Raw genomic sequence first — 23,946 nt, forward strand, 5'->3', positions numbered from 1 at the left:
GCCTCCAGGTTGTGCCTGTTGTGCCTTTCGCTTACCATCAATGTGACTGGTTCCCGAGTTCCGTAAATAAGCCCAAGTATAAGTCCTACCGCCTGAAAGACGCCTGCCGCACAGCCAGTAAACAGGTGCCCGCTGTGCTTATCACTGCATAACATGCGCTACAGCTTTTGACAGAATGTGGCCACTTCCCGACTCCTCATCAGCGGTTCACTTTCGTTTAGCTCTTATACCCATACCTGAATACGCTCATGACATACCCTTTTCCCAAACGCTCAGTACCTAGGCTCTTTACCTAAGCACCTTTGGGTGGTTTGATGCCCCCTCCTGCAAGACGACACCGGAGGTTCATCCGGTTACTACCGGACTCCTCCATCTTATTTACAGCATGCAGAACGATGAATTAGCCGATGTTCTGCTTCTCGGCACACCAAGTTGTCGTTGCGGATTTCGAAGAGCGTCAGTGTCCGACAGGACATGACGGTCAAGAAAGGAGCAGAGACAACGCACACCACTGCACCCGCAATGCAATTTGCAAAATGTTAGCAAACGTTTTTATTTTTTTAATTTTTCTATAATCTGCTTCGACAAATCAAGATTTCCTTGTCCGTCGGGCAAGAATAAATATTGATAAGTCCAAGAAGTATTGTCAACATTTAAAACTCCATATTTTTCATTAAACAGCATCGGTCCATTACCGTCCACAACCGGTTCTTTTAAGTCATACAAGTCAAAGTTAGATGAAGACAACTTTGAGTTAGAATAGAAGTTTTCTTTTGCTTTTTTAAAGTCAAATGGTCCAAACGATAAAACTTCTGTGTATTTGTTGAATCTGAAAGTCATGTTTTTTGTTGAATCCAATTTGTCGATGTATTTATAAACCAGAATTGTGTCTTTGTTTAATATATTAAAGTTGTAAGTCTCCTGTTTTACCAAAGAATCCAAATGGAAAGCATATAGAACTTTTGATTCCAATCGATTTTTCACTGGGGAAGTCGAACAACCAAATAGGAACCCGATTAACAATATTTGCATTAGTTGCTTTTTCATTTTCAAATGTTTGCTAACGGAAAATTGGATGTTGCGTGGCGATTGCGGCGAGGGTCAGTGTCGACCGAAGGAAGACCTGACGCGGGATGCAAAGCCACGCACCCCCGGCCACCCGCCATGCAATATGCCAAAATGTTAGCGAGCGTGTTAATTTAAAAATTGTGAAGGACATATTTAATTAAAAACCATTTATTATTAATCAATTTAAAGGTTCTTAATTCGTAATATCCACTATGATCTAAGTATAGTTTTTCTTCAATTAAATTTTCTTTTTCATTTAATTCACTAAAATAATTGTCACCATACTTGACAACCGAATGGAGCATTAAAACAAATTCATCTTTTTCCCATTTTGTTCTGATTTTAACTTCAATTCCTAATGAGTCTGCAATGTCGGAGGGAATGTAATCGCCACCACCCATTTCTGTCCCATTTAAAGGGAAAATTATTCTGGAAATTTGAAAAGAACTGTCTGTATAGAATTGATGTTGAAAAACTTTGAAGTCTTCTATATAGACATTTTCTTGACACACAATTGTCAAGGAAAATAGTAAAAGTATTATTGTTAAGATTCTCATTTTAACTGAGGTTTGGCCATGCTCGCTAACGTTGAGTGTATGATTTCGTAAGGGATTGCGGGATTCAAACTTATCAATTTACCACCCAAAATTGATGCGGGTGACACCGCTCGAAAACCACTGAAACCCTTATGAATTATACACATTGTTGTACACCGTAATTAATCTATTTCTTAAATCTATCTGTAATCTTTGTCCAAAAACTTGGTTTGTCATTGTCCATCTCTTTTATCGGCAAGTCTTTCTCGAAACTGTCCTGATAAGATTCAATTATCCTTTTCAAATCCTTTGTGCCAAAAAATGTACTTGGAGATTTGTCATGCTTCAATGCGTATTTAGCAAATTCCAATGATTTTTTAGGATTAGATTTTTCAATAATTACTGCCAAAGCCCAAGCCAATCTGATATCTGTTGTCATAGGTGTTAATCCACCTTTAAAGTCCGGTATCGGTATAAATCGATTCTTTATGTCAGATATTTTAACCTTTTCCAATAATCCAGTATCATTTTTGAATCCATTTATTATTGGTAAAGCATATTTTGAAATATAATGAATTACATCATCTATGATTTCAAAGTTTTTTGATTCTGAATCAGTATAATTCCACCACTTATCACCTTTTCCTTCTTTTGCTAATCTTGTCCTAAATTCACAGTTATAGTACTTAAGCTTATTAAAATCTAAATCCTCAAATCCATTGTTTGTTATTTCTTTCGGGTGAACTCCTAATTCAACACAAAAACTTCCACCATATCTATTTGCTTGCAAACCAATTGTAAAAACGAAACTTTCAGAGTCCATTATATAATTGAATCCAGAGCCTTTAAATCCGAATTCACGAATCTTAGTTCCGAGATATTTTCCAATTTGCTTTCTAAACTCCTGTGTCGTCATTTGCAGGTCTGTCTTATGGTGTACAACGTTTTAGGAAACGCTATTGCGTTTATTTCGCTTATATCGTGCTAAAAGGTGTTCTTATACCTGAATTTAGGCCGTATAAGAGCACCTTATCGCATCCACCCAAGTTAACACTTTTCATAAAATATCTTTACCCTTGGTATTTATTCGACTTCGGTCTAAATAAGCGGTTTGGAGGTTAAACGCAGGTAAAATGGCGCTGGTAAACATTTCCACGTCTCTGGTAAGTACTTCCTCCGCTCTGGTAAGCATTTCCCCCGCCTGGAAATACGGGAAAACAGCCCGAAAGCGACTGAAAGAGCCCGGATGCAGCCGGCAAGCGGGCGTTTTAAGCACACCGTCGTTTCTCGCAGGCTTACCGGCAAGCTTCGCGCTGTCACCATCGCCTCGGGTAAGCTCTTCCGCTTCGTTCGCGATCTTCGTCGCGTCTTTGGCAGGTATTTCCCCGCCCCGGCCAAGGTCTTCCGCAAGCCTGGCAGGCTTTTGCTCACCGGTCTCAGCCTTTTCCGCAACTTACTCAACCTTGCCCTCGCCTCGTTCAACCTTCCCCGCTTCTTTCTCAACCTGTAGCTCCGTTCTCGCGATGTTATCCTCAACTTTCGTAACCATTTCCTCATCTTTCGCCACCATTTCCTCAAAGCTACAGAGGCTGCGAAAGGCGGGGTCAACCGGCCGGTTGCTGCAGAGCGGATGAGACCGACCGGGCAACGGCTTGCTGCCGGAAGCGGGGCCGCGTCAACACCAGCCGCGGGGTTCGAATATGATTTCCAGTTGTTTGGCAAACCAAAAAAAGATATTACATTTGCCGCCGTATTTGTGGACAAATTTGAGATTGATTGCAACCACATAAAAAAATGCTAAAGCAGTCGCTTTAACCTTTTTGGCTTTCCTTTCAATCGCTTTCATCCACAACAACCATTGTTCAATCAATCGTTTGCCCGGCTTACACAAGCAGGCAAATCTTAATAGTTTAAACGAATATGAGCTATCTATTTACAAGCGAATCGGTATCGGAAGGACACCCGGATAAAGTGTCGGACCAAATTTCTGATGCCCTGCTGGATGAATTTCTGGCATTTGACCCGAACTCAAAAGTAGCCATTGAAACGTTGGTAACCACCGGACAGGTTGTGTTGGCCGGCGAAGTAAAATCGAAAACTTACGTGGATGTGCAGGAAGCCGCCCGTAAAGTGATTAACGAAATTGGCTATACCAAAGCTGCGTACCGTTTCGACGGTGACTCGTGCGGGGTATTGACTGCCATTCACGAACAAAGCGACGACATCAACCGCGGAGTGGATAAGACCGACAAGATGGACCAGGGAGCCGGAGACCAGGGAATGATGTTTGGCTATGCCTGCAAAGACACCGAAGACTATATGCCTTTGCCGTTGGAACTGTCGCACCGCATTTTGAAAGAACTGGCGGCCATTCGCCGCGAAGAAAAAGTAATGACCTACCTGCGCCCCGATTCCAAGTCGCAGGTAACCATTGAATATAACGACGACAATTCGCCCAAACGCGTCGAAGCCATTGTGGTTTCAACCCAACACGATGAGTTTGACGCCGACGAGCCGATGTTGGCTAAAATCAAGGACGATGTGATCAACATCCTGATGCCTCGCGTGATTGCGCAATTGCCGGAGCGTGTTCAGGTGCTGTTTGGCACCGACATTAAATACCATGTGAACCCAACCGGTAAATTCGTGATCGGCGGACCACACGGCGATACCGGACTAACCGGCCGTAAAATCATTGTTGACACTTACGGTGGTAAAGGCGCGCACGGTGGTGGTGCTTTCTCGGGTAAAGACCCTTCGAAAGTTGACCGTTCGGCTGCTTATGCATCCCGCCACATTGCGAAAAACCTGGTAGCTGCCGGTGTTGCCGACGAAGTGTTGGTACAATTGGCTTACGCTATTGGTGTCGCTCAACCCGTTGGTGTTTATGTGAATACTTACGGTACAGCCAATGTAAAAACAGACGATGGCGCGATCGCCCGCAAAGTAGAAGAATTGTTCGACCTGCGTCCGGCAGCCATCGAACAACGCCTGAAACTGCGCAACCCGATTTACCGCGAAACAGCAGCTTACGGACACATGGGACGGACACCGCAAACCGTAACGAAGGTATTCGAATCGCCTTATTGGGGTAAAATCGAAAAAGAAGTGGAATTATTCACTTGGGAGAAACTCGACTATGTGATCGACATCAAACAAAGTTTTGGAATTTAATCCGCTTACCGCAAACAACGATACCGAGCCCGGCCAATTCAGGTCGGGCTTTCTTTTTTTGCTAAAAATTGAAGCTGGTTCCAAGGGCGATACCAAACGACTGCAACCGAACCCGGCCATAGCCAATGTCCTGGAAAGGAACTTTTAAATACGGCCGTAAGCTAATACTGATTTGGGAACTAAGCTGACGCTCCAGACTCGCCTGCAGGTTTAACACACTCACCCAGTGGATGCTGTTGTTTTTAAGACTTACCGCGTCTTTTTGTTCCGGCCCGTAAGCATATTGATAGCTGTATTTTTCGCTGAGCATGAAATAAGTCGATACGCCGGTACCCAGGCTGAACGAGGTTTTCGGGAGAATCAGCAATTTGTAATCAATGTTCAGCGGAATGTCCAATACCCGGCAATCAGCATTCACCGACATCGGATCGTAACTATACCCATCATCCTGGGCCGGATGATAACTGTCGCCGTCCGTCTCGTAAAGTTTCAAGGCATAAATTGCCCCGGTGCTCACAGCCCATCTTTTGCTGACAGCGACAGAAAACAGGACGCCAAAATCGCCACCGATTTTCGCTTGATTCAGCTTGTCAACGCCGTTGTAGGCCGGTGCTGCCAATACGGTAATGGCCATGGTATTCCGTTCCGGTTCATCCTCCAGTTTGAGCGGGATAGGCTTTTTCACTGTTTTGGAAGGAGGAATAACAGGCTTAAATGACGCGACCGGGTCCAACTTCGACGCTGATGCTGCTGCCGTGTTTGCTGCGAACGGCGACCAGTCCCCGCGTGATGCAAGCGGACTCATCGCTCCCCGACCTGATCCGCCGGTAGTTTTTGCTATTGGAAGCTCTTTCTGCTCAACCGGCGAAACGGCAATGACTGGCCTTGTTTGCTGCCCCCCGGATGTTTCAGCCTTCTGAACGTCAGCTATAGCAGTCGTTGTTTCAGCCTGCGCGGGCTCCTCAACCTGACCGGCTTCCGGTTTTTCAGCCTCCTGCACGACAGTTACCTGCCGGGGTAGCGTCTGCTCTTTTTCGGGCCACAACCACCAACCGGCAAAAGCCAGCAACAAGAGTGCAGCAACACCACTCAAAGGCCTCAACCAGTAGACGATTCGTCTGCGTTTTTCGTGCAGCTTTAGCCGGTGCTCCAGTGCTTCCCAGGCGCTTTCGCGAAAAGGAATCTGGTGGTCCTCACTCCCCAGGCCTTCCCGAAACAATTGATCAATATGTCCGCCTTCCTCTTCCTTCATAAACGGCCGAATTTTGAGTGAAGCATTTCATTTACAGCTAATCGTTTGAATGCTTCCGTTTTGTACTTCCAAATCAGCAAAACAATCAATGACTGCGGTTGCGAAAGCATCTGTTGCAACTTCAATCGTGCCTTATACAGGTTCGACCTGGATGTTCCGGTTCCGATTCCCAGCATCCCGCCAATCTCCTCGTGCGAATAACCATCGATGGCATACAAGTTAAAAACCATTCGGTAAGTCGGCGGCAGTCGCTGTACCATATTGAGCAAATCATCGTAGCTCAGCTTTTGCTCGACCGACGCCTCATACATCACCGGATTCAATTTCTCCAGATCTTCCCTGTTCGCCCATTTCAGCCCGGCCCGGTAGTAATCGATGGCTGCATGGTACATTATTTTCCGCAACCAGGGTTTAAAAGGAAGCTTATCATCGTAGCGTTCAATGTTGGTGAACGCTTTAAAGAAACCGTCATTCAGCACCTCCGACGCTTCGTGTTCGTTGTGGGCATACCGCAAACAAACCCCCATAGCAAAGCCATGCAGAACTTGGTACAACAATTTCTGACTTTGGCGATCTTGCTTTTTACAACCCTGGATCAAATGCTGCAGTTCCTTTTCTACCATGCAAAAACGGTTCTGATAATACAACTCAATATACAAGTTAACTTAGGTTCTATTTTTATACATACAATCTCCGATTAAGATTCAAAAATTGATCGTCAAGCGATCAACCTGCTGTGTTTTCAATAACCCGCATCGCGCCTGGACTTGTCCAGCGAGAATGTTCGTGAAATACTAAAGCCCCAGCGAAACTCCCCCTTGCCCCACGAGCTGCTTGTGCTCGGAATAAACTGATTTTCGAGGATCGCAGTCGAGTTCGTGAAGCTCATATTGAAGACGTGTCCACCGGTTTCAATCTCGAGCCCAACCCCCAACGGATTATAGAAGCGGAAACTTTTCTCCTGCTTGAAATAATCCTCGCTCTCCTGCGAGCGGAAATTGTGGAAATAATCAACCACCACAGCCATCCGCCGGCTGACTTTCATCCGCAAGGCGATTCCCAGTGCAAACAGGTCATTCTGCTCCATGTAGGTCACCAGATTACGGTGAATATAGGTTGGCAAAATTTCCAGTGAAAAGTCAGGACTAAATTTCCGGGCCAGAATCAGCTGAGCCACAAAACTCCACCGATCTCCCGACTCCTGAAAATTGGCGTCCGAGGTTGATAAATCCATTTTCTTCATCCCCGACAGCACACTATTGCCAAACAAAGCGATCGACAACGGAAACCGTTCATCAGTGGTTTGCCGTAACAAGCGATATTTACTGTTCAAATAAAACAGCTGTCGTTGAAAAGTATTAACACCATTAGGCGCACCTTTTACGCGACCCAAGCCAATTGACCAACTATCGGTTAATCCGTAGTCGAAACCAATCTGGATATCGGACGAGTTATCAAGACCGAAAAAAGTCTCAGCACCACCGTTACCGCCAGCCAAATCGCCAAACCGATGCAAAACCAAAAACACCAGATCGTGCTTGTGCACGGTCTCCACCGATTGGGCATTAATTACACGAGGCGATTTGAAGGTCGCAAGCACCGGAAGCGCCTGCTCGCTCACTATTGAATCATTAAACAAATCGGCCAGGTCAACCTGAGCCGGTAACAATAAGGACCAAAAGCAGCAAAAGAACAATGTCAATACTTTTTTCATAGGATATCGATTTAAAGCCAATTCCACTTCGGCAGGTTTTACTTCGTAAGTACTCCTGAGCCAAAGCAGAATCGGACATCAAACAACACCGGACCAACGCTCTGTTCTTCCCTAATTAATACCCATACTTGCGGCCCGGTATTAAAAACTTGTTTAGCTATCATGGCATCCTGTACGCTCATTTCGATTACTATTATGGTGATGCAGTGCTTTCGCCTGCAACACCGGCTGTTGTATCGTAAGTGGCAGAGACCGTAACCTTTACCACCTCAGCGATGTTCTTAATCAGGATGCGCGGTATCTTTACCCTGTGATCGGCCAGCGCCACCGGAAAATCGGCCGTCGCGACCAACTTTCCGTCAGCGGAGTTTATTTTTCCTTTCACAAGGTAACTTTTTGTCACACCATGAATCGTCAGTTCACCGCGGACCGTGACCGCCTGGCTACCTGAAAAATCAGGATCAATGTTTTCTCCGAATTTTCCCTTGAACTCGGCATAAGGAAACTTTTCACTCTCGAGGTAGTTCTCATTGAAATGCTCCTGCATCAGTTTCTTTTCAAACTCAAAACTGCGAATCGACACGTTGAAATAGACCACCCCTGATTGGAGATTCAAAGCCGAAAGCCCCTGGTTGCTGACGGCATAAATATCCTCAATGGGAGCCTCCGAGAAAAAACTCAGTTTAACATCGGTCGACTTCAGGATTTGTGCCGGAGCAACGCCGCTTGACAAAAACGCCAGACAGAAGAGCAGTAACAGTTTCATCAGTAAACCTCCTTTCTTAGTTTTGAGGAGCACAGTTCCTAATCCATACATTTAGAGAATCACGAACTGCCTTTGGCAACGGTGCATTCCCCTGAGGCATGTCGGCATTGTCCGGTATCACCCGGACGAAGAATTTATCAACGTAAGGCAAAACGCCACTGTAAGTTGAAAAATCTCCGGGCCCCTGTGAATTTCCCGTATGATGACATTCGATGCAATACATGTTTAAAACACCAGCCACATAATTATTGTAGGTCACATCCATTCCCGGAAATTCGGGAGTACATTCATTACTCGGGTTACCGTCAATTTCAGACTCAAATTCGGAAGCCGAATTCGAACAGCCTGCCAGGAAGATCACAATGCCAATCAGCAATAATTTTGATTTTTTCATCGATGTTTTGTTTTCAGGTTAATAGCCTCCGCCACCTCCGGATCCACCGCCGCCGGAACTCTTCCTCTCGAATGTGGCAAGAATTTCACCGGAAGGATAACCGCTTGTATGTATCTGAATGTAAATTTTACCGGCGCCTAAATCGCTGGCCTGAGCTGTAGTTAAGGATATTGTTCCGCTAACCGATCCTGACGTTGCATCAGGAAAGCCGGTAATTTCCTCCAGAATCGGCCCGGCATCGTGAAAGTGCATGGCCGCAGCATTCGATCCCAACCCGCTCCAGTTCGCTGAATAAGACAACATCATGGTCGTTGCGTTAAAAGTGCCCGATACCGATCCGGTTGCTGAAGTCGTAACCGCATCACTCGATTTCTCAAAAGTCCCGGTATAACTAACTGTTGTTGTTGACCCCATGTCGTCATCATCATCTTTACTACACGCGGTAAAAAAGCCGACAAACAGTACAAAACAAAAAAGCAGCATTGGAACAGGCCAATTTTTAAAATATCGCATAATCGTTTTCATAACATCAATTTTTAAGCGTTCATAAATGAAGTTTTAAGAGAAATGCTAAAAAGCGTTTCTCAGGGAACGATCGTTTCTATTAAAGAATACGGAGGGAAAATGCGTGGCGCTGCCTGATAAAATACTTTTTTGTCTTTTTCTTGTTTTGCGAAGGCAACCTTCCCGTTCGGGACATTCCATGATCTGAAGCAAGATTTTGGACCCAAAAACCTGTTACAAAATTGTTACAAGGTGAAACACGGTTCATTTAAAGAACCGGATTATGCAATTTTTCTTACAAATATTTCAGCAATGAAACATTTTTGCAACAACATGTAAAAAGCTGTATTTACGGCCATTACACGCAAACAATTCAGCAACAAAACACGTAACAACAACGAAATTAATCGTTTTGTAATCTTTTAGTAATCCACCTGTAACGAAATAGATCTTGATTTGCTTCCGAATTCTGTCAAAGGGATTTAAGTATAATTCAATCTTAAGTATATATGAAAAGCAAAGTATTGTTAACATTTGCCATGCTATGCATGGGTCTAATTGGTATGTCACAGACATCAGAAGAATTTAAACCAGAAGGTAAGATGTACGGAGCGGTTTTCACAAACTTTTACACCACAATCTCTGACGGAGAATCTGCCTCAGGTTTTAACCTCACTCGTTTGGAACTTGGCTACAAGTACCAATTCAGCACTACATTATCAGCCAAAGCTTGTTTCGACATTGAAAATCCAAAAGACGGAGGGAGTCTGGATTTTACAGCTTTCGCCCGTAACGCTTACCTCGAATACAGCGACAAAGGTTTCACCGTTGATTTCGGTGTAATCACAGCCAACGCATTTAACTTACAGGAAAACTATTGGGGATATCGCTATGTTTCCAAATCTTTCCAAGACTTATATAAGTACAGCTCAAGCCGCGACCTCGGGGTTAAAGCAGCCTACAAATTCAACAAAGCGATCAGCGCCGATGTATTTATTGCCAACGGCGAAGGCTACAAAAGCATGCAAAAAGACAGTGCACTGCGTGTTGGATTCGGAGCAACCGTTCACCCGGTTGAAAAGATGACCCTTCGTGCTTATTACGATTTCATCAGCAAAGACGAAACAATGAGCACTCTGGCACTTTTTGCCGGATACGCAACCGAACAATTCTCGATTGGTTTTGAATACAACCAAAGAAACAACACATCGTTTGTTGCCGGAGAAGACCAAAGCGGTATTTCAACTTATTTCAAGTATAAACCATCTAAGAAAGTCTCAGTATTTGGCCGTTACGACCAACGCATGTCGAAAGACGACTGGAATACAGCCGGCGACGGAGGTGTGAAATACGACGGAAGCCTTTTCATTGCGGGTATGGAATACAACCCGGTAAAAGGAGTTCGCCTTGCACCAACGCTAACCGGATGGAGCCCTGCAGAAGATGGTCAGCCATTCACAACAGGACTTTTATTGAATTGCGAAATTAAATTCTAATAGAAAATTATCATGAGAAAATTATTGACCTTCGTTTTAGCGGCCGCATTGTTGAGCAGCTGTTCAAACTCAGCAAAAAAATCGGCTGAAGGTGAAAAAAGTAGTGTCAACCTGACGGCAGCAGGAGCAACCTTCCCGCTTCCATTTTACAACATGGTTTTCAAAAAGTATGGTGATGAAACAGGAGCACAGGTTACCTACGGTGGTATCGGTTCCGGTGGTGGCATCCGCAGCCTGAAAGACCAGGTTGTTGACTTCGGTGCTACCGATGGCTTTTTGTCTGACGATAAACTGGCAGAAATGCCGGGTGAAGTATTGCACATCCCTACTTGTATGGGAGCTGTTGTCATTGCCTTCAACATTCCGGGAGTGGATTCTCTGAAATTATCAAACGCCTTGTTGGAAAAAATCTTCATGGGTGAGATCACCAAATGGGATGATGCAGCAATTAAAGCCAACAACGAAGGAACAACATTGCCGGGCATGGACATCACTGTTGTGCATCGTTCAGACGGTAGTGGTACTACTCAAATTTTCTCTGACTTCATGACCAAAATCAGCGAGAAGTGGGCTAGCCAGGTAGGTGTTGGAAAATCGTTGAACTGGCCGGTTGGTATGGGCGCTAAAGGTAACCCGGGAGTTGCCGGAACCATCAGCCAAACTGAAGGAGCTATCGGTTACATCGGATCTGAATTCGCTTTCGCTCAAAAAATCTCAATGGCGAAAGTTGAAAACAGCAGCGGTGCCTACGTTTTGCCTAGTATCGAAAGTATCAGTGCTGCTGCAAAAGGCGACATTCCTAACGATACCCGCATCATGTTGACCAACTCTTCTGATCCGGATTCATATCCAATCAGCGGATTTACCTGGATCATCCTTTACAAGGAACAAAACTACAATGGTCGCACAGAAGCACAAGCCAAACAAACTGTTGACCTGCTGAAATGGTTAATGAGCCCAAAAGCTCAGGACGAAGCAGCGAAAGTACATTACGCTCCGCTTCCCGCATTAGCAGTTGAAAAAGCAAAAGCTATTCTGAGCACCGTAACATTCGGCGGTAAACCAATCGAATAATACACCATGAATGAGCTAAGGGTAGCGGGTACACGAATCGACATACGAATATCAGTACCGCAAACTACCCGGCGTTAAACCGGAATTTGAAACTTGAATACTTTAAGATGAATAGTGATAGAATCACACGAATAGTTTTATCCCTGGTCTCATTCATTATTGTCATAGTGGCTGCAGGAATGGTCTACTCATTAATTGAGGGGTCCATTCCTGCAATCAAAACTTTCGGATGGAAGTTTATATTCTCCAACAATTGGGATCCGACAAGCGGGAGAGAGAATTACGGCGCACTGCCATTCATCGCCGGTACGATGATTACATCGATTCTGGCTTTGCTGATCAGCTTGCCCCTCTCCTTTTCAACGTCCTTGTTTCTGGGAGAATATTTCAAAGGAACCCGTGTCGCCCGCATCCTAAACATGCTGGTTGATTTGTTAGCAGGGATTCCATCTATCGTGTATGGTTTGTGGGGTTTTTACGTCCTGCGCCCCTTGATGATCGATCTCGGAATCGGCAACCAGGGGTTTGGCGTTTTCACTTCCAGCGTCATCCTCGCCATCATGATTATTCCTTATGCCACATCGTTAAGTAACGAGATCATTGCGATGGTCCCGAACGATTTGAAAGAAGCCGCATATTCACTAGGAGCTACCCGTTTAGAGGTTATCCAAACGGTTACCATCCCCAATGCCCATTCCGGAATTATTGCCGGTTACATTTTATCCTTTGGTCGTGCGTTGGGTGAAACCATGGCCGTGACCATGCTTATTGGTAACTCCAACAAAGTACCCGACAGCCTTTTCGGAACCGGAAACTCCATGGCCAGTGTTATTGCCAACCAGTTTGGCGAAGCCGACGGATTAAAATTGAGCTCCCTGATTGCCATCGGGCTGCTACTTTTCCTCATCACCGGAATTGTAAATGCCTTGGGAAAACTGATCATTAAACGAATGACCAGGTAAGCCGGAAACAGACAAACAAGCAAACACAACAGACGAAAACGTGAACGCCGCAAAAAACATACAGATTCAGGATATTTCGAAAAGACGAATATTGAAGGACAAAATTGTTCTCGGCCTCGTCATTCTCCTTTCACTGATCACCATTTCACCAATCATTTTGATTATTGGGGAACTGATCATGAAAGGCTACCGGCAAATCAGCCTCGACTTCCTGATTCAGAATACGCCCGATACCTACTCGGCCATGACAGCGATCGCCAACGGCGAACGGATTCCCGGTGGAATTGCCAACGGGATTATTGGCTCATTGATTATGGTCGCCATGGCTGCGATTATCGCGATTCCCCTGGGAGTTATTACAGGTGTTTACCTGTACGAAAACCCCGGAAAACGCATGGCAAATTTCACCCGCAATATCTCCGATATTCTACAGGGTGTGCCATCCATCGTTTTAGGTTTGATTTCCTATTTGTGGGTGGTGAAACATATCACCAACGGATATTCAGCTTTGGCAGGTAGCGCCTCATTGGCCATTATGATGTTGCCCATGATTGTCCGCTCGACCGAGGAAACCTTGAAAATGATTCCCGACAGTTTAAAAGAAGCTGCCTTGGCGCTCGGAACCCCCTACCATAAAGTCATATTCCGGGTACTCATCCCCACCGGTTTTAGTGGAATGCTAACTGGTATTTTACTGGGTATCTCGAGGGTTTTAGGCGAAACAGCACCGTTGATGCTCACTGCCCTGGGGAGCTCCATGATTAACACGAACATCACCAAACCCACCAGCGCGATGCCGCTGCTGATCTGGGAATTTTATAACGACCCGAACATGATCGACCTCATTTGGAGCTCGTCTCTGATGTTGATGATTATGGTTCTCTTACTAAATATCATATCGAAGCAGATTGCTGGCAAACGAAGATAAAAACGGACACAAAAAGATGACAGATACAATTGCTGATATAAAGAATCCGGCCCTGTCGATTGACAACCTTTCCATTTGGTACGACAAAAACAAGGCGGTAAAGAATGTCTCGGTCGAGATTAAAAAGAATACGGTTACAGCAATCATGGGACCATCGGGTTGCGGAAAAAGTACCCTGCTACGGGCGCTCAACCGTATGCATGAACTGTATGACAATATCACCACCGAAGGCAAAGTGTTGATTCATGACGATAATATTTACGACATGTCAACCATCAAGCTGCGCCGCGAAATGGGGATGGTCTTTCAGCGTCCCAACCCGTTCCCGACCATGAGCATTTACGAAAATGTTATTGCCGGTTACAAGCTGAATGGCATCCGACTGAAAAAGAAAGAAAAGGATGAGATCGTTGAACGTTCGTTGCGCGATGTAGCGCTTTGGGACGAAGTAAAAGATTCGCTTCACAAAAAGGGAACATTCCTTTCCGGTGGGCAGCAACAACGCTTGTGTATTGCACGGGCACTGGCCTTCGGACCTGAAATTATCCTGATGGACGAACCGACTTCGGCACTCGACCCAATTGCAACGTCAAAAATCGAAGACCTTTTAGTGAAGCTCAAAGAAAGCTACACCATCATCCTGGTCACCCACAACATGACACAAGCAGCCCGCATTTCAGATTACTCATTATTTATGTATCTTGGTGAGTTAGTGGAATACGGAAAAACAAAAAATATGTTTACCAATCCGAAAGACCCGAGAACAGAGCAATACTTAACCGGAAAGTTCGGTTAATCTCCATTCATTAAACTTAAAAAATTTCGATCATGACCATAAAAAAAGACGAGGCAATTCAAAGCATTTTAGATGATTTTGAAAAACTGGCCAACATTGTCTTAGAACAATTGGACTTTATGGAACAAATCATCACCTCGGGTGATTTAACTGTTTCAGATGAAGTTTTGACCTTTCTTGTCAAGAATGAAAGCGACATTAACAAGATGGAGGTTAAGCTGAGCGATAAAATCGTCAACACCATCGTCCTGCAAAATCCGGTCGCATCCGAGCTCCGGAAACTGATGTCGTGCTACCGGATCCTGATCAACCTGGAACGTATTGGCGACCGCGTGATCAATTTTTCCAACTTCATCAAAAAGATCAAAGATCCTGATTTATACAATTCGTTTCATGAAGTGTTTACGAATACCGCTATCCACAGTGTCGAAATGGTGCGCAAGTCCCTTTGGGCATTCTCAAACGATGATCGCGAATTAGCGATTTGGACGATTAAGAACGACGACATCATGGATGAGGTTAACGGGAAACTACTGAAGAAATTGGTCAAAAAAGCCAACAACGCAGAAACCAATAAAAATCTGCTGACCAGTATGATCACCATGAAAGAAATGATGAGCAATATTGAACGAATTGGAGACTATGCGACAAACATTGCAGAAGCCGCCATTTATTCAATCGAAGGAAAAGATATAAGACACCACAATATTGAAGAGTAAAATGGATTTTATACCAAAAATATTAATTGTCGACGACGAGCAGGATTTACGGGAAATTCTTCAATTTAACCTATCCAGCGAAGGATTTCAAATTGATGTAGCTGCTTCAGCTGAAGAAGCCTTAACCAAACCTCTGGAAACGTATCATCTCATCCTGCTGGATGTTATGATGGGCGGAATGTCCGGTTATAAAATGGCTGATTTGGTCAGAAAAGAACATCAACTGGATGTGCCAATCATTTTCCTGACCGCAAAAACCTCCGAAAATGACCTGCTGACAGGCTTCAACGTTGGAGGCGACGACTACATTATCAAGCCGTTTTCAATCAAGGAAGTCATTGTTCGTATTAAAGCTATCCTGAAAAGGGGAAGAACAACCGAACAACCATCTACCACCCTGGAATGCGACACCATGAAAGTAGATATCGACCGGAAAACAGTAACAATCGATAACGAATCCGTCAGCCTGACAAGAAAAGAGTTCGAGATTCTGATTTTGCTGCTTCGGAATAAAGGTAAATTTATTAGCCGGCAGGAAATTCTGGATCGCATATGGAGCAACGACGTTATTGTAACAGAGCGAAATGTCGATGTAAACATTGCCCGGTTACGCAAAAAAATAGGCCTCTACGGAAGCCAGATCGTAGGCCGCTCCGGTTACGGATACTGCTTTGAAAAATAGATCATTGCTTAACAACATTTAAAACATTTTAGCCGTGCTAAAACAACGAACATATCAACAGCGCATTTTTATTTACTTTTTCAGTGCTTTTACAATTTTCACCCTGTCTATTCTGACTTTTCAGTATAGCCGGGAAAAGGAATACCGGACGGGCCAACTGGAGAATACGTTGGACAATGTAGCCCAGATGACAAACCAGTTTATCGAACATAACAAGTTGGAAAAAACCGGGGATTTTGAGGAATTGGACTCCATCGTATACATGATTCCGGATCCAGAAATCAGGGTAACCGTAATTAATCCCAAAGGAGTTGTGCTGTTCGATAGCTTTGTTGAAGAATATTCGGCCATGGAGAATCACCTCCATCGCCCCGAAGTTCAAAAAGCACTTTATAATGAACGGGGAGCGAATATTCGGCACTCGGCAACCACCGGACAGGACTTTTATTACTACGCCCGTAACTACGATCACTACTTTATCCGATGCGCGGCTGTTTACAACATCAAGATTCAGAATTTCCTGAAAGCCTCACGGGTGTTTATCTTTTTCATGATCGCTTTGTTCCTGCTGATGTGGCTCATGCTTTACCTGGTCACTAAGCGCCTGGGTGAGTTTATCACCAAGTTGCGCGATTTTGCGGTACGAGCCGGGAAGGAAGAAGACATCGACCCGAACTTTAAATTTCCTGACTCCGAATTTGGCGATATTCAGCTCCAGATTGTCCGGATTTATAACCGACTGAAACGGGCAAAAGATGACCTGAGTGCGGAAAAAGAACGCCTGTTCAATCACCTTTACGCACTAAACGAAGGAATCGCATTTTTCACCATCAACAAAGAAAAGATCTTAGCCAACAGTCACTTCATTCAATACATCAATGTCATCTCAGAGCACTCGACCATTTCGGCTGAATCGCTGTTCGAAATTCCTGAGTTTGGAGAATTGATTGAGAAAATTGAAGAACACCTAAAACCGGGGTTGACGATCAATCCGAAAAACCCTCCGCACGTTCAGATTACTGTGGAGAAAAACGAAACCTATTTCCGGGTACAGGGAATCATTTTCGCCGACCAAAGCTTCGAGGTTTTGATTGAAGATATTACCCGCCCTGAAAAACGCCGTTTGCTGAAACAGCAACTAACCTCGAATATCGCTCATGAGTTAAAGACACCGTTAGCATCTATCAAAGGTTACCTCGAAACAATCTTGTCGAACAACAATATTCCAAAAGAGAAAATGCACTATTTCATCGAACGCGCCTTTAAGCAAAGCGAGCGCCTGAATGAACTGCTAAACGATATTTCTCTGCTCAATAATATTGAAGATGCCGGCGACCTGTTCGAGTTTAAGCAAGTCAAACTTCGCCCCTTAATCAATGACGTTGTTGAAAACCTGGAATCGCGACTCACGAAAAATGGCAATCAACTGGAAATCGATATTAACGATAAAGTAAGTGTCTACGGAAACGACAGTCTGCTGTCGTCCATTTTTCAAAACTTCATTGAAAACAGTATCAACTACGCCGGGCCGAAAGTGACCATTAAAATCAGGCAATACCTGGAAGACGAGAAATACTATTTCTTCAGCTATTCCGATAGCGGGAAAGGTGTCCCTGAAGAGCATTTAACCCGTATTTTCGAGCGTTTCTACCGCATCGAAGAAGGACGTACCCGTGAAACAGGAGGTACCGGCTTAGGGCTTGCAATCGTTAAAAATGCTGTTAGCCTGCACAAAGGCGAAATATCTGTCAGAAACCGTCCAGAAGGAGGACTTGAGTTCCTGTTTTCGCTCTCGAAAAGTTAAAATAAGCATTACAATATTCCACAAAAGCCCCGGTGATTTATTTCATCGGGGCTTTTTTTATGTAATAAATATGCAATCCTTTATTAATGCCACTATATATCAACTACTTACAAACAAAGATGTAATGCAAGAGTAAATGTATTGTAATCATACTGCAACATAAAGAGTCGTATTTAGCGGCGTTGAAAAGTCAATAACACAAGAATACGAGATTTGAAAAAAGAGAAAAGAAATAGCGCTGACTCCCAATGTCTCTTTGAGTAGAAGAAAGCAGGTTCATTCTGCATTAAAAAACGATTAAGCACAATTAAGGACTTCAATTAAGAGAAATTCAATCGGATTATAAAACCATAATTATTTAAGAAAATGAAAAAGTTGAACTTACTATTTTTAATGTCCCTGTTTTTAGGTGTAACATTATTTACTTCATGTAGTAGCGAAGATGATCCTACGTATGATGCGCCAGCTGTTAATGCGCCAGCAAGCAGCTCTGTAGTTGCCGGTGAAACTACAACTTTAGAATTCGCCTATTCTGCTGCTGCAGGATTTAAATCATCAGCAGTATCAGCAACAAACGGTACAGCCAGCGTTACAACCGACGGTACAGCCTCTGCTACATCAGGAACAATTGTTGTTAGCTTTGTTGCATCAAGTACTGAAGGAGCAGGAGCAGTTGCATTGACTGTTACCGATGCTCAAGGAAACATTGATGAAGCGACTGCTATCTTGACTGTTGAAGCAGTTCAAACTCAATTTGATATCGACGCAAACATTACAGAAAATACGACATGGGAAACTGGAAATGTCTATAATCTGAATAGCCGTATCGTTGTAACTAACGGTGCCGTTTTGACAATTGAGCCAGGTGTTGTTATCAAAGGTGCTGCCGGAACAGGAGCTAACGCAACTGCATTGATCATCGCCCGTGGTTCAAAAATCATGGCTGAAGGTACTGCTGCATCACCAATTATCTTTACCTCTGTTGCCGACAACCTTATGCCAGGCGAAATTGCAAGCCCGAACCTTGACCCAACCTTAAACGGTTTATGGGGTGGTTTAATCGTTCTTGGAAACGCAAAAGTTTCGGTTAGCACAGGTACTGAAGCTCAGATCGAAGGTATTCCTGCAACCGATACGAACGGATTGTATGGTGGCGATGACGACACTGACAATTCAGGTGTGATCCAATATGTTTCTATCCGCCACGGTGGTGCAAACATTGGTGAAGGAAACGAAATCAACGGTTTAACACTTGGTGGTGTTGGATCAGGTACAACGATCGAAAACATCGAAATCGTATCTAACCAAGATGATGGTATCGAATTCTTCGGTGGAAAACCAACTGTTACAAATGTGGTTTGCTGGAACGTTGGTGACGACGCTCTGGATACTGACCAATCATTCTCTGGTGTTATCAACAACGCATTGGTTATCAACCCAGGAGATGAATGTTTCGAGTTAGACGGTCCTGAAGGAACATACCAAGGTGCTGGTCACACAATCACAAACGTTACTTGTAAAGTAGAAGACGCTCAAGGTTTGATTGACTTTGATGCAACAACTGACGTGAATATGTCGAACATCTACTTCTATGATTTGGCTGCTGGTCAAGACGTTGAAGAGTACGATCTTTATTCTGCTAACACTTTAGGTTTTGCAAGTTCAAACTTCGAAGTAACCTTACCTACCGGTGTTGCTTTAACTGATGCATTCAAAGGTGGTTCTGATGCCATTACAACTGAAGTTGCTGAAGGAGCAAACACTGTTGGTGCTGACTTAACTGTTTTCGCCGACTGGACCTGGGCTGCTGTTAGCAGTGCATATTAATAACAAAGGATCTTATCCGAACACAATACTCTAAGAATAGAACTCACAGGCTTTTGTCTGTGAGTTCTCATTTTTCAAAAAATAGAACAACAATAGAAATCATGCGAGTTACAAAATTGTCTGTTACTATCATCTTCTTATTCTGTACAACGATCTTATTCGGTCAAAACGGTTACTTGCGAGGAACTGTTTACGATGGTAAAACCGGCGAATTTCTTCCGGGGGTAACCATTTTTGCTGAAGGAACTACAAAAGGAACAATTACAGATTTAGATGGTAAATTCAACCTCAGCATTGAAGCTGGAACCTACCAAGTCAGAGTATCGTTTATTTCTTACGAAACTCTGAGCATCAAAGATGTTGTCATATCTCCCGACAAAGCGACTGTCCTGGACGACATCAAACTAAGCGAAGCAACTGTCGAAATTGGTGAAGCAGTTGTGACAGCAAAAGCATTAAGAAATACAGAAACCGCCATGTTGACGATGAAAAAAAAATCAGCCAACCTTCTGGATGGAATTTCTGCTTCAGCATTACAAAAAATTGGCGATTCCGACGCGGCAGCTTCTATGAAACGCGTTACCGGAGTCTCCGTTGAAGGCGGAAAGTATGTATTCGTCCGCGGACTCGGTGACCGTTACACCAAGACACTCTTAAACGGCTTAGACATTCCCGGGTTAGATCCGGATCGTAACACGATTCAGATGGATATTTTCCCAACCAGCATCGTTGAAAATCTGGTTGTAAACAAGACTTTTAGTGCTGACTTACCAGCCGACTTTACCGGCGGGGTGATCGACATCAATATTAAAGATTTCCCGGTACGCAAAAACGGAAACTTTTCGGTGAGTGCAGGCTATAACCCAGGGTCAAGCTTTAACAAAGATTTTGTGAGTGCACCTGGAGGTAAAACAGATTGGCTTGGTATTGACGACGGCACACGCGACATCCCGGCAACCGACAACATTCCCTTCCTGACCGATGCAATCGTTAACGAAAGTTCTGCAACCCGCTATAAAGAAATTCTCTCTTCTTTCAACCCCACAATGGCAGCAGCCCGCGAGCGTAGTCTGATGGATATCAGTCTTAGCACCTCGCTCGGCAATCAACTGAAATTGGGTAAGTATGATTTGGGGTACCTGCTTTCAGCCTCTTATAAAAACAATACGGATTATTACGAGGGAGCTGAATATGGCCGTTATGGCTTATCAAGCGATGTTACAGTGAATGAAATGGAAACCCGCGAGTTGACGCAGGGTGATTACGGTGTAAACACCGTACTATGGAGTGCACTTGCCGGTTTGGCGTTAAAATCAACGAAAGCCAAATACCGCCTTAACTTCCTGCACCTGCAAAATGGTGAATCACAAGCGGCAATCTTCAACTATGAAAAAAACAACTACGGTACAACCATTTCAGGTATTCAACACAACATCGAATACAGCCAACGGGCACTGACCAATGTCTTGCTGTCAGGTAAATATAACTACTACGACAAAGGGTGGGAAATTGAATGGAAACTATCGCCAACTTTATCAAAAATCGACGAACCGGATATCCGTTTTACCCGCTATCTTGTCGAAAACGGTAACTATACAATCGGAACTGAATCCGGATTCCCGGAACGCATTTGGAGAGAATTGGAAGAAAAAAGCTTTGCCGGCGTTCTACATTTTACCAAAAGTCTCAAAATAAAAAACGAGGATGCCAAATGGAAATTCGGAGGTGCGTACACCTACAAGGATCGTGCTTTTGCCATTCGCGACTTCAACATCAATATTCGGGGTAATATACCTTTAACCGGTGATCCCAATGAGCTATTTGCTCCCGAAAACCTGTGGCCTTACAATGGAAAAGTAAGTGCCGGTACCACCTACGAAGCGCCGTTTATCCCGACAAATTACAATAGCTACGATGCCAACGTTACCAATATTGGTGGTTACACCTCTCTGGAGTTCAATCCTCTTACAAAGCTGAAATCGATTATTGGTGTACGTGCCGAGCAATACGTTCAACATTACACCGGTAAAACACAGCAGGATGCCATTGAATTCAATGATGAGAAAGTACTCGACAACCTGGACTTCTTCCCAACAGCAAACCTGATTTACAGCCTAAATGACGAGCAAAACTTACGATTTTCGTATGCCAAAACAATTGCACGCCCATCGTTTAAAGAACTGTCTTACGCGCAAATTTTTGACCCGATCAGCGGTAGAAATTTCTTTGGTGGTATGTTCCGCGACTACAACGAAACGAAAGGAATTGTCTACTGGGACGGTAACCTGACCAAAACGGACATTCATAATATTGACTTACGCTGGGAAATGTTTAAGCCGGGCGGACAAACCGTTTCAGTCGGTGCTTTTTACAAGAGCTTTAAAAACCCAATTGAGATTGTGCAGTACTCCATTCAGCCGGGATCATTCCAGCCCAGAAACGTTGGAGACGGAACTGTAATCGGTGCAGAACTTGAACTGCGTCATAAATTAGAGTTCTTTGGAGAATCGCTTAAAAATATGAGTTTCCAGGCAAACTTTACTTATACCCACTCCCGAATTAAATTGAGTGATACCGAATATGACTCACGTGTTGAATATGCTCGCGAAGGGGAAAGTATCAGTCGCTACAGAGATATGGCCGGACAGGCGCCTTATATCGTCAACGCAGGTATTTCATTTGATGGTAGTGAAGAAGGTTTTGGAAAAGGATTAAATGCCGGCTTGTACTACAATGTACAAGGTGAGAGTCTTATGATCGTTGGGATCACCGACCGCCCGGATGTTTATAACGTTCCTTTCCATAGTTTGAATTTTAACACTTCTAAAGCATTTGGTAAAGATCAACAGTGGAAGTTAGGCTTCAAAATTGAAAACCTTTTAAACTCGGACAAAGAGGCGATCTACAAAAACTTCGGAGCGAAAGATCAATTCTATTCTAAATTGAGTCCCGGAAGGACATTCGAACTGAAATTAAGCTATTCATTCTATTAATGGAACGAATCAAAATTCTCTAAAATAGTAACACCAGTTACTCGCATGTAACTTAACCCCGTGTATTCAGCTTGCTGAATCCGGGGTTTTTTAAACCTAAAAGACGAGCAAACAGCTGCAAATTCTCTTTAACTAAATTTTAATCCTTATGTAACTACGCCGTAATTTGCATGGCCTAGTTTTGTAGTTATAAAAATAGCAGATCATGAAAAATTTAGTTTTAAGCATGTTAATGGTTTTTGCAGTGTCTGTTGCAATGGCCGGTGAAAAAAAAGACAAAGAAGCTGTTGAAGCAAACGCAAATGCGACTACAATGCTTAATGGCTCAGTGATTGATCAAACAACCAACGAAGCTTTGGTTGGTGTGAAAGTACAACTGGAAGGAACTAACAAAGTTGCTTACACTGATTTCGACGGAAACTATGCGTTCGAAAACATTAAACCAGGAACTTATAAAGTTACAGCGACCTACGTTTCATACGAAAAGAAATGCATGGAAGACGTTTCTGTAAACCCCTCAGAAAATCAAGTGATGATTAGCTTGAAATCTTCAAACTAGTTTTTGCAGGATTTCTATATACTTAAGATTACAGCCGTTTCTGAGAGCAGGAACGGCTTTTTCATATAAACAAACTTATATTTTACATAAGGGATTAAATTTTAACTCAAATTGTGAAATTTAATCGTAATCGTTTCTTAATAGTTTACAATCGACTTAACTTTGGCTTAACATTGAAAAACAAACAAATAACTGGAGGAGAAAGATATGAAAAGGATATTCTTACTTATTGGACTAATTTTAGCGACCGTGATAGGCGTAAGCGCCCAGGAAGTTGTTGAAAAAGACGGTATTTACTATTTCGATTCAAAACCTTATACCGGTAGCTATATCGGCACCTTTGAGAATGGAAACACGAAATTCAGTTTATTCCTGAAAAACGGAAAGAAAGATGGTGAAATGAAGGTTTATTTTGAGAGCGGTAAGCTCAACGAGATTCGCCATTACAAGAAAAATGAGATGGACGGTACGTGGGTAACGTATAACGAAAATGAAGTTCAGGTTGGTTTAGCTAATTATAAAGACGGACAAAAAAACGGCGAGTGGAAAGTATGGGATGACCAAGGCAATTTAATCTACGAAATGAACTATGCCAATGGTGAAAAATCAGGCACCTGGAAAAAGTTCGATGCCGCCGGTAAAATCCTTAGCGAGAGAACATTTTAATTCACAAAAGAGGTAAATGAAAAAGAGGAGCG

Annotated in this window: 23 protein-coding genes; 14 read left to right on the forward strand and 9 right to left on the reverse strand. The window is 43.6% G+C overall.

Annotated features, from left to right (window positions below):
* Positions 1 to 552: 552 nt before the first annotated feature.
* From GJV22_RS14290 to GJV22_RS14300, 3 genes are all read right to left on the reverse strand, one after another.
* Positions 553 to 1,047 (reverse strand): hypothetical protein, encoded by a 495-nt coding sequence (locus tag GJV22_RS14290; RefSeq protein ID WP_163715089.1) that lies wholly within the window; start codon positions 1,045 to 1,047, stop codon positions 553 to 555.
* A gap of 152 nt (positions 1,048 to 1,199) precedes the next feature.
* Positions 1,200 to 1,625 carry a hypothetical protein gene (locus GJV22_RS14295; RefSeq protein ID WP_163715092.1) on the reverse strand — a complete coding sequence of 142 codons (426 nt, stop codon included), beginning with the start codon at positions 1,623 to 1,625 and terminating at the stop codon, positions 1,200 to 1,202.
* Between the two features lie 166 nt (positions 1,626 to 1,791).
* A complete protein-coding gene (locus GJV22_RS14300; protein ID WP_163715095.1) occupies positions 1,792 to 2,520 on the reverse strand; it encodes a DUF4304 domain-containing protein in 729 nt (242 codons plus the stop codon).
* Between the two features lie 330 nt (positions 2,521 to 2,850).
* On the opposite strand from GJV22_RS14300, the gene GJV22_RS14305 reads away from it, so the two are divergent.
* Positions 2,851 to 3,114 (forward strand): ATP-grasp domain-containing protein, encoded by a 264-nt coding sequence (locus GJV22_RS14305; RefSeq protein ID WP_163715098.1) that lies wholly within the window; start codon positions 2,851 to 2,853, stop codon positions 3,112 to 3,114.
* Between the two features lie 410 nt (positions 3,115 to 3,524).
* A complete protein-coding gene (gene metK / locus GJV22_RS14310) occupies positions 3,525 to 4,778 on the forward strand; it encodes a methionine adenosyltransferase (protein ID WP_163715101.1) in 1,254 nt (417 codons plus the stop codon).
* Positions 4,779 to 4,839: 61 nt separating this feature from the next.
* Here metK and GJV22_RS14315 read toward each other — a convergent pair whose 3' ends face one another.
* From GJV22_RS14315 to GJV22_RS14340, 6 genes are all read right to left on the reverse strand, one after another.
* Entirely contained in the window at positions 4,840 to 6,030 is a 1,191-nt protein-coding gene (locus GJV22_RS14315; protein ID WP_163715104.1) for a porin family protein, read from the reverse strand.
* On the reverse strand, positions 6,027 to 6,653 hold the full coding sequence (locus tag GJV22_RS14320; RefSeq protein ID WP_163715107.1) for an RNA polymerase sigma factor: 627 nt from the start codon (positions 6,651 to 6,653) through the stop codon (positions 6,027 to 6,029). The genes GJV22_RS14315 and GJV22_RS14320 overlap by 4 nt, the downstream gene beginning before the upstream one ends.
* 119 nt (positions 6,654 to 6,772) lie before the next feature.
* Positions 6,773 to 7,744: a DUF5777 family beta-barrel protein gene (locus GJV22_RS14325; RefSeq protein WP_163715110.1), complete on the reverse strand. Its 972-nt coding sequence runs from the start codon at positions 7,742 to 7,744 to the stop codon at positions 6,773 to 6,775.
* Between the two features lie 193 nt (positions 7,745 to 7,937).
* Positions 7,938 to 8,510 carry a YceI family protein gene (locus GJV22_RS14330; RefSeq protein WP_163715113.1) on the reverse strand — a complete coding sequence of 191 codons (573 nt, stop codon included), beginning with the start codon at positions 8,508 to 8,510 and terminating at the stop codon, positions 7,938 to 7,940.
* Between the two features lie 16 nt (positions 8,511 to 8,526).
* A complete protein-coding gene (locus GJV22_RS14335) occupies positions 8,527 to 8,904 on the reverse strand; it encodes a lipoprotein (RefSeq protein ID WP_163715116.1) in 378 nt (125 codons plus the stop codon).
* A gap of 18 nt (positions 8,905 to 8,922) precedes the next feature.
* Positions 8,923 to 9,429 (reverse strand): CHRD domain-containing protein, encoded by a 507-nt coding sequence (locus GJV22_RS14340; RefSeq protein WP_163715119.1) that lies wholly within the window; start codon positions 9,427 to 9,429, stop codon positions 8,923 to 8,925.
* A 488-nt stretch (positions 9,430 to 9,917) separates the two neighbouring features.
* Between GJV22_RS14340 and GJV22_RS14345 the strand changes: the two genes are divergently transcribed.
* From GJV22_RS14345 to GJV22_RS14400, 12 genes are all read left to right on the forward strand, one after another.
* Positions 9,918 to 10,904 (forward strand): hypothetical protein, encoded by a 987-nt coding sequence (locus GJV22_RS14345; RefSeq protein ID WP_163715122.1) that lies wholly within the window; start codon positions 9,918 to 9,920, stop codon positions 10,902 to 10,904.
* Positions 10,905 to 10,916: 12 nt separating this feature from the next.
* Positions 10,917 to 11,978, forward strand: a complete 1,062-nt coding sequence (gene pstS, locus GJV22_RS14350) for a phosphate ABC transporter substrate-binding protein PstS (protein ID WP_163715125.1) — start codon at positions 10,917 to 10,919, stop codon at positions 11,976 to 11,978.
* Positions 11,979 to 12,085: 107 nt separating this feature from the next.
* Positions 12,086 to 12,940 (forward strand): phosphate ABC transporter permease subunit PstC, encoded by an 855-nt coding sequence (gene pstC / locus GJV22_RS14355; RefSeq protein ID WP_163715130.1) that lies wholly within the window; start codon positions 12,086 to 12,088, stop codon positions 12,938 to 12,940.
* A gap of 91 nt (positions 12,941 to 13,031) precedes the next feature.
* Positions 13,032 to 13,868 carry a phosphate ABC transporter permease PstA gene (pstA, locus tag GJV22_RS14360; protein ID WP_205461896.1) on the forward strand — a complete coding sequence of 279 codons (837 nt, stop codon included), beginning with the start codon at positions 13,032 to 13,034 and terminating at the stop codon, positions 13,866 to 13,868.
* 16 nt (positions 13,869 to 13,884) lie between these two features.
* Complete coding sequence (gene pstB / locus GJV22_RS14365; RefSeq protein WP_238480340.1) at positions 13,885 to 14,664, forward strand: phosphate ABC transporter ATP-binding protein PstB; 780 nt, start codon at positions 13,885 to 13,887, stop codon at positions 14,662 to 14,664.
* A gap of 32 nt (positions 14,665 to 14,696) precedes the next feature.
* On the forward strand, positions 14,697 to 15,383 hold the full coding sequence (locus GJV22_RS14370; protein ID WP_163715132.1) for a phosphate signaling complex PhoU family protein: 687 nt from the start codon (positions 14,697 to 14,699) through the stop codon (positions 15,381 to 15,383).
* 1 nt (position 15,384) lies between these two features.
* Positions 15,385 to 16,065, forward strand: coding sequence for a response regulator transcription factor (locus tag GJV22_RS14375; protein ID WP_163715135.1), 681 nt, complete (start codon positions 15,385 to 15,387; stop codon positions 16,063 to 16,065).
* 34 nt (positions 16,066 to 16,099) lie between these two features.
* Positions 16,100 to 17,869, forward strand: a complete 1,770-nt coding sequence (locus GJV22_RS14380) for a sensor histidine kinase (protein WP_163715138.1) — start codon at positions 16,100 to 16,102, stop codon at positions 17,867 to 17,869.
* A gap of 366 nt (positions 17,870 to 18,235) precedes the next feature.
* On the forward strand, positions 18,236 to 19,696 hold the full coding sequence (locus GJV22_RS14385; protein ID WP_163715141.1) for a hypothetical protein: 1,461 nt from the start codon (positions 18,236 to 18,238) through the stop codon (positions 19,694 to 19,696).
* A 101-nt stretch (positions 19,697 to 19,797) separates the two neighbouring features.
* Positions 19,798 to 22,689 carry a TonB-dependent receptor gene (locus GJV22_RS14390; protein ID WP_163715144.1) on the forward strand — a complete coding sequence of 964 codons (2,892 nt, stop codon included), beginning with the start codon at positions 19,798 to 19,800 and terminating at the stop codon, positions 22,687 to 22,689.
* Positions 22,690 to 22,894: 205 nt separating this feature from the next.
* Complete coding sequence (locus GJV22_RS14395; protein WP_163715147.1) at positions 22,895 to 23,248, forward strand: carboxypeptidase-like regulatory domain-containing protein; 354 nt, start codon at positions 22,895 to 22,897, stop codon at positions 23,246 to 23,248.
* 207 nt (positions 23,249 to 23,455) lie between these two features.
* Positions 23,456 to 23,914, forward strand: coding sequence for a toxin-antitoxin system YwqK family antitoxin (locus GJV22_RS14400; RefSeq protein ID WP_163715150.1), 459 nt, complete (start codon positions 23,456 to 23,458; stop codon positions 23,912 to 23,914).
* The last annotated feature ends 32 nt before the right edge of the window (positions 23,915 to 23,946 follow it).

The organism is Mangrovibacterium lignilyticum (assembly GCF_010882175.1).
In the GTDB taxonomy this organism is placed as follows: domain Bacteria; phylum Bacteroidota; class Bacteroidia; order Bacteroidales; family Prolixibacteraceae; genus Mangrovibacterium; species Mangrovibacterium lignilyticum.